Here is a 5571-nt window from a genome sequence, read left to right as displayed (position 1 = left end):
ATTATTCCCTAATCCAAAGAAACAAAAATCAAATTATACAGCTAACCGTAGCACAAACAATCATACAAGAGTACGCAGTGGGGGCAGGGCCTGCTGGCCGACAAGGCGTACGCCGGCTTCACCGCCACGATGACCGAGCACGGCGGCCAGGAGAGCACCCTCCTGGCCCTGTACAACACGATCTACCACTTCGGCGGCGTCGTCGTCGCGCCCGGCTACACCGACCCGTCGAAGTTCGCGGACGGCAACCCCTACGGCGTCTCGCACGTCACCGGTGGCGGCAACGACGCGCCGCTGACCGACGTGCAGTTCGCGGCGCTGGACCACATGGCGGAGCGCATCGTGAAGATCGCCGACAAGCTGGCCGCCTGAGGAAGTACGCGCGGCGGCGGTGACTCCGGTCCCGCCGCCGCTACACAGCACACGTCACAGCAATGGGGATGGGTCTACCCGAAAGTGGGCGTGTCACCTTTTTCGATATGAAGTCGAGAATGGTTCGTTTCTGGCTAGCCTGAGGACATGACTGTTCACGAGGGTGCCGACCTGCACAAAAGGGTGGAGCGGTACGAGGCGGCAGTGGATGAGCTGCGCGCCTCGCACCAGGACATCAAGGACGTACTGACCGACCAGGTCCTCTTCGAGCGCTGGCAGCAGATCGGCGCCGAGCTGGGCTTCTCCGCGACCCAGGCGCAGGCGCCCCGGGACGTCTCCGCCCTGAACCACCAGCCGGAGATGTCGGACGCCTGGAGCTGAGCCCGCGGGCGCTCAGGCGATCGACTGCCACCAGCCGTCGACCGGCGGGGGCGCGTCGACGTCGACACGCTCGCCGGGGCGCGGAACGGCCAGGCGGACGTCCCGGGCCTTGGCCTCGGCCCAGACCCGGTCGGCCGGCTCGGACCAGTCGTGCAGGGCCAGGTTGAAGGTGCACCAGTGCACCGGGACCATCAGGCCGCCCTGCACGTCGACGTGGGTGGCGACGCCGTCCTCCGGCACCATGTGGATGTCCGGCCACGCGTCCCCGTACGCCCCGATCTGCACCAGGGTGACGTCGAACGGCCCGTACTCCTCGCCGATGGTCTTGAAACCGGGGAAGTAGCCGGTGTCGCCGGAGTAGAACACCTTGCGCTCCGGGCCCGCGATCACCCACGACGACCACAGCGTGCCGTCGCGGGAGGTGCCGCGGCCGGAGAAGTGCCGGGCCGGCGTCGCCACGAACTCGAGACCGGCGACGCTGACCCGCTCGTCCCAGTCGAGCTCGACGATCCGGGTCGGCGGCACACCCCAGCTCTCGAGGTGCGCGCCGACGCCCAGCGGCACCAGGAACGGCGCCGCCTGCAGGTCCACCAGGTTCTGGATCGACTCCATGTCCAGGTGGTCGTAGTGGTCGTGGGAGATCACGATCGCGTCCAGCGGCGGCAGCTCGCGCAGCGCCACCGGAGGCTGGTGGAGCCGGCGTGGGCCGGTCAGCCGCGACGGTGAGCAGCGCTCGCTCCACACCGGGTCGAGCAGCACCCGGCGGCCCTCGATCTCGACCATCGCCGACGAGTGTCCGTACCAGATGACCGAAAGCCCGGCCGCGTCCGTCGCCGGCGGCCGCACCAGCGGGACCGGCGCATGCGGATGGCGGCTCTCGCGGCCCGTCAGGGACGCGGCGATGATCCGCGGCATGGAGGCGACGGTGACCTGACTGGCCGGCACCGAGTTGTGGAACCTCCCGTCGGAGAACTGGGGCGACCGCTCCATCCGGGCCAGGCGGCTGCCCTTGGCCCGCCCGCCGAACTGCTTCGGAAGATCTTTCGCCACCCAGGCCAGCGCAGCGCCGACCCCCAGGGCCACCAGCGCGCCGGTCCGTCTCCTGTTTGCCATCCGCCAAGTCTGACGGGCCCGCTCACGTTTCTGCCACCGGCTGTCTCAGCCACTTCTGGAGAACGTGACGCCGGTAACGTCTGCAGGCATGGATGATCCGCGGGCCGAGCGCATGTTCGGCGACAGCCTGGTCGCGCCGGGGGACCTCGCGCTGAGCCCGTTCCGGGTCGACCGCGACCGGATCGTCGGAAGTCCGTTCTTCGCCCGGCTGGGTGGTGTGACCCAGGTGATCAGCCCGGGCGGCGCCGGTCTGCTGGTGCACAACCGGCTCACCCACAGCCTCAAGGTCGCCCAGGTCGGCCGGGCCATCGCCGAGCGGATCTCCCGGGGCCACGCCGACCTGCTGGACAAGCTCGGCGGCTGCGACCCCGATGTGGTCGAGGCGGCGGCGCTCGCGCACGACCTCGGGCACCCGCCGTTCGGGCATCTCGGCGAACGGGTGCTCGACCACCTGGCGCGGCAACGACTGCGGCTGCGGGACGGGTTCGAGGGCAACGCGCAGTCCTACCGCATCGTGACCAGCACCGAGATCCGCGGCGAGGCGACCATCGGCCTCAACCTCACGGCGGCCACCCGGGCGGCGATCCTGAAGTATCCGTGGACCCGGCGATCGCACCCGTCGCCGCATCCGCGTTACCTCGACCCGGCCCCGCGCGGGGCCGCGGCGCCGCCCGACGATCCGGACGGCGGGTCGCTGAAGTTCGGGGCGTATACGACCGAGGTCGACGACATGGTGCAGGCGCGGGCGCCGTTCGCCGGGCGGGTGGCGGAGTGGCAGCAGACCGTCGAGGCGTCGGTGATGGACACGGCGGATGACATCGCGTACGCGATCCATGACCTCGAGGATGTGCACCGGGTCGGTGTGCTGCAGCCCGGTGCGGTCGCCGCCGAGCTCACCGCGTGGCAGCGCCGGCCGGGCGGCGCGATCGAGTCCCTGCGGCAACAACTGCACCGCAAGGATGGATGGATCGCCGACGACGACGCCTTCGCCCTGGCGGTCGAGCAGGTCCGGGCCGAGCTCGTGGACGGCCTGCTGGCGGAGCCCTTCGACGGTTCGCTGGAGGCGGAGGCGAAGGTCGCCGCCTTCTCGGCCACCTGGACCAAGCGGCTGGTCGACTCGATCGAGGTCACCGGCCAGCCGGCCGTGCGGTCCGGGCACGTGCTGCTGGCCCGGCCGCAGTGGCACGAGGTGCAGGTGCTGAAGCTGATCCAGAACCGCTTCGTGCTCACCCGCCCCGACCTGGCGCTGCACCAGCGCGGCCAGGCCCGCCTGCTCGCTTCGCTGGTGGAGGCCCTGCTGGCCTGGCTCACCGACCCCGACGAGGTGGACCGCCTGCCCAGCCGCATCCGCGACCTGGTGGAGCTCGCCGAGGCGGAGCTGCCGGAGGGTACGCCGGACCGGGTCGGCCGGGCGCGCGGCCGTGCGGTGATCGACTTCGTGGCCGCGTTGACCGACAGCCAGGCGGTGGGCCTGATGGATGCCCTGTCCGGCCGGTCCCGTCAGCTATGGACGGACTCCTTCGTCCTCTAGGGCACCGGCGACCGACGTCACGTACCACCGCCTGAACTCCGCGGCCGACCAGCCGCGCTCCCGGACCAGCCAGTCGTAGTTGCGGATGTCCATGGCCAGCCACAACACGTCGGCGACCGCTTCGACGGGCTTGGTCACCAAGCCGCTCGCGACCAGGTGGCCGGCGAACATCGTCATGCCACGGCGGCGGTCCTCGACGTTCTTGCGCCAGATCGCGGCGGCCTCGGGGTCGGCGGTGGCGGCGCCGGCGAGCGCGGTCATCACCCGGGCCTGGCGGGCGTGCACCTCGGTCAGGTGGACGGCGAACCGCTCCAGCTTGGCGCGGAGGTCGCCCTCGGCCTGGACGGCCTCCACGAAGCCGCGGGCGGGGAGCGGCACCGGGTCGTCATCGCCCGCGATGGTCACGTCGACCAGGGCCGAGAGCAGCGCCTTCTTGCTGCCGAAGACCTTGTAGAGCGTCTGCACGGCGACGCCGGCGCGAGCGGCCACCGCGGTCAGTGGGGTGGCCGCATAGCCCGGGTCGACGAAGAGCTCGGCGGCGGCGTCGAGGATCGCGCGGCGGGTCTGCCGCGCCTGGTCCTGCCGATGCGTGGACTCGTATCGCCTCTTGACAGCCACCTGCGTAGCGTAGTCCTCTAATGGATAGAGCAATACTCTACTCAACTTGCCGCGAGAGGCTGTGGACGATGAGCGCGAACCGTCATACCGAGGGCCTACATTCGAGCCCACCCAGTGCCGGGGTGGGGGAGGCGGCGGCGTCCGCGCGCCCGCGCGAAACGCCGGGTCCGGCCGATCCGGCCGGCGCCCGGGTGATCTTCATCCCGCCGCCGCTGTATTTCGGCGTCGCGCTCGCCGCCGGCGCGCTGCTGCACCGGTTCGTCCCGGCTCCGATCGGCGGGCGGCCGGCCACCGCCGTGCTGGGCGCGCTGCTCCTGGCGGGCGGCCTCGCCCTGGTCGTCTCGGGCGTGGTGGGCGTGGTCCGGCACCGCACCACCATCGTCCCGCACCACGCGGTCGCCGCCCTGGTGACCTCGGGCGGCTACCGGATCTCACGCAACCCGATGTACACCGGCCTGGCCGTCGCGTCCCTCGGCGCCGGGCTGCTGATCGGGTCGTGGTGGGTGCTGGTGCTCCTGCCGTTCGCGGTCGCCGCGATCCGGTTGCTCGTGATCGCGCCCGAGGAGCGCTATCTGACCGAACGCTTCGGAACCGCCTACGCCGACTACCGCTCAAGCGTGCGTCGATGGCTGTGAGCGGACGGGCGTTCGCTGTCAGCGAACAAGCGCGCTGGTTGCAACGTCTGTAACGGTGTAATCATGTAATCATGCGCTTCCGACACTCCGCCCCCGCCGGGGCACGCAACGAGCCGCCGCCCGCCGACGACGCGGCGGCCTGGATCACCGGGGCGACGCCGGACGGCTGGTTCACCGAGCCGCCCGAGGTCGTCATCGACCGCGACGAGATCATCATCTGGGGTCGCCTGGCCCAGCCCGAGCTGGCCGCCGATGCCACCGACGCCGACCGCGCCGCCGCCCAGGCCGGCCGCATCAACCAGTTCCGCGAGGACACCCGCGACGACCGCATCCGGGTCGCCCGCCAGGCCGAGCACCGCTATCAGCGCAAGGTCGCGTGGGGCATCCGCTGCGGCGACACCAACGAGCTCTTCACCCACCTGGCCGCCCCGGTGATGACCCGCCTGCGCCAGCCCGAACGGCAGATCCTCGACACCCTGGTCGACGCCGGCGTGGCCCGCTCCCGCTCGGACGCCCTCGCCTGGTGCGTCAAGCTGGTCGGCCAGCACACCGACGAATGGCTGACCGACCTCCGCACCGCCATGTCCAAGGTCGACGAACTCCGCCGCCAGGGCCCAACTTCCTAACCCGTGGGGTACGACCACTCGAAAAGTCCCGCCCCCACACGCCGGCCAGTCGGTGGTCACCCCTCTGCCCAACCGCCGGGCCATCCGGGAGTGGTAGCCCACCCACCGTGGCGGGACCGAAACGCGTGGCTGAGCTACCACTTTCGGTCTCGGCCCGCGAGCGCGAGCGAAAGTGGTAGCGCAGCGGGCTTTGCGGGGGCGGGATGCGCGGCTGGGCTACCACTTCCGGTCTCGGCCCGCGGGCGCAGGCGAGAGTGGTAGGCCAGCGGGCTTTGCGGGGGCGGGATGCGCGGCT

6 protein-coding genes and 1 pseudogene are annotated in these 5571 nt (G+C 71.0%); 5 read left to right on the top strand and 2 right to left on the bottom strand.

The genetic code is table 11. The features are described 5' to 3' along the window. Positions 1 to 78: 78 nt before the first annotated feature. Together AB0M20_RS24395 and AB0M20_RS24390 are read left to right on the top strand one after the other, a co-directional pair. Positions 79 to 372, top strand: a pseudogene (locus AB0M20_RS24395) (NAD(P)H dehydrogenase); the annotation flags it as partial. A gap of 147 nt (positions 373 to 519) precedes the next feature. After that, the gene (locus AB0M20_RS24390) at positions 520 to 753 is read left to right on the top strand and encodes a hypothetical protein (protein ID WP_364301814.1); all 234 of its coding nucleotides are present in this window, start codon (positions 520 to 522) and stop codon (positions 751 to 753) included. 12 nt (positions 754 to 765) lie between these two features. Here AB0M20_RS24390 and AB0M20_RS24385 read toward each other — a convergent pair whose 3' ends face one another. Next, positions 766 to 1866, bottom strand: coding sequence for an MBL fold metallo-hydrolase (locus AB0M20_RS24385; protein ID WP_364301812.1), 1101 nt, complete (start codon positions 1864 to 1866; stop codon positions 766 to 768). A gap of 88 nt (positions 1867 to 1954) precedes the next feature. On the opposite strand from AB0M20_RS24385, the gene dgt reads away from it, so the two are divergent. Next, entirely contained in the window at positions 1955 to 3397 is a 1443-nt protein-coding gene (dgt, locus tag AB0M20_RS24380) for a dGTP triphosphohydrolase (RefSeq protein ID WP_364301810.1), read from the top strand. On the opposite strand, the gene AB0M20_RS24375 is transcribed toward dgt, so the two are convergent. Further along, a complete protein-coding gene (locus tag AB0M20_RS24375) occupies positions 3371 to 4015 on the bottom strand; it encodes a TetR/AcrR family transcriptional regulator (protein ID WP_364301808.1) in 645 nt (214 codons plus the stop codon). The two genes, dgt and AB0M20_RS24375, sit on opposite strands and share 27 nt — an antisense overlap. 68 nt (positions 4016 to 4083) lie before the next feature. Here AB0M20_RS24375 and AB0M20_RS24370 point away from each other — a divergent pair, with 68 nt between their 5' ends. Next, a complete protein-coding gene (locus AB0M20_RS24370) occupies positions 4084 to 4650 on the top strand; it encodes an isoprenylcysteine carboxylmethyltransferase family protein (RefSeq protein ID WP_364301806.1) in 567 nt (188 codons plus the stop codon). A gap of 71 nt (positions 4651 to 4721) precedes the next feature. After that, positions 4722 to 5276, top strand: a complete 555-nt coding sequence (locus tag AB0M20_RS24365; protein ID WP_364301803.1) for a hypothetical protein — start codon at positions 4722 to 4724, stop codon at positions 5274 to 5276. Positions 5277 to 5571: the final 295 nt, after the last annotated feature.

The sequence above is a fragment of the Actinoplanes sp. NPDC051633 genome (assembly GCF_040681735.1).
GTDB lineage: Bacteria > Actinomycetota > Actinomycetes > Mycobacteriales > Micromonosporaceae > Actinoplanes.
The sequence above is the reverse complement of the archived record's forward strand: the minus strand, read 5'-3'. Positions and strand labels throughout refer to the sequence as shown.

Coding starts and splice junctions, on each gene's coding strand:
- AB0M20_RS24390 (WP_364301814.1), top strand. CDS start 520: ATGACTGTTCACGAGGGTGCCGACCTGCACAAAAGGGTGGAGCGGTAC.
- AB0M20_RS24385 (WP_364301812.1), bottom strand. CDS start 1,866: ATGGCAAACAGGAGACGGACCGGCGCGCTGGTGGCCCTGGGGGTCGGC.
- dgt (WP_364301810.1), top strand. CDS start 1,955: ATGGATGATCCGCGGGCCGAGCGCATGTTCGGCGACAGCCTGGTCGCG.
- AB0M20_RS24370 (WP_364301806.1), top strand. CDS start 4,084: ATGAGCGCGAACCGTCATACCGAGGGCCTACATTCGAGCCCACCCAGT.
- AB0M20_RS24365 (WP_364301803.1), top strand. CDS start 4,722: ATGCGCTTCCGACACTCCGCCCCCGCCGGGGCACGCAACGAGCCGCCG.